We start from the raw sequence: 824 nt of genomic DNA on the forward strand, positions 1-824 counted from the left end.
AACGGCGACACCTTCCTCGGCGGCGAGGACTTCGACAACCGCATCGTCGACTACCTCGTGGACGAATTCCGTAAGGAGAGCGGCATCGACCTTCGCAAGGACCGGCTCGCTCTGCAGCGCCTCAAGGACGCCGCCGAGAAGGCCAAGATCGAGCTGTCCTCGGCAACCCAGACCGAGGTGAACCTGCCCTTCGTCACGGCCGACCAGAACGGCCCGAAGCACCTTGCGATCAAGCTCAGCCGGGCCAAGCTCGAAGCCCTCGTCGCCGACCTGATCGAGCGTACGGTCGCGCCATGCAAGGCGGCCCTGAAGGATGCCGGGCTTGAGTCGTCGCAGATCGACGAGGTCATCCTCGTTGGCGGCCAGACCCGGATGCCGAAGGTGCAGGAGACCGTGCAGGCGCTGTTCGGGCGCGAGCCGCACAAGGGCGTGAACCCCGACGAGGTCGTGGCCATCGGCGCCGCGATCCAGGCCGGTGTGCTCCAGGGCGACGTCAGCGACGTGCTGCTGCTGGACGTCACCCCGCTCTCGCTCGGCATCGAAACGCTGGGCGGCGTGCTGACCAAGCTGATCGAGCGCAACACCACGATCCCGACCAAAAAGTCCCAGACCTTCTCGACCGCGGCAGACAGCCAGCCGGCGGTGACGATCCGGGTGTTCCAGGGCGAGCGCGAGATGGCCGCCGACAACAAGATGCTCGGCCAGTTCGACCTCGTCGGCATCCCGCCGGCGCCCCGGGGCCAACCGCAGATCGAGGTGACCTTCGACATCGACGCCAACGGCATCGTCAACGTCTCGGCCAAGGACAAGGCGAGCGGGAAGGA

1 protein-coding gene is annotated in these 824 nt (G+C 66.7%); it reads left to right on the top strand.

The features are described 5' to 3' along the window. Positions 1–824 (top strand): Hsp70 family protein (locus G3T14_RS24365; protein ID WP_163645033.1); only part of this gene is annotated, 824 nt, incomplete at both ends.

It is taken from the genome of Methylobacterium sp. BTF04, from assembly GCF_010692745.1.
GTDB lineage: Bacteria > Pseudomonadota > Alphaproteobacteria > Rhizobiales > Beijerinckiaceae > Methylobacterium.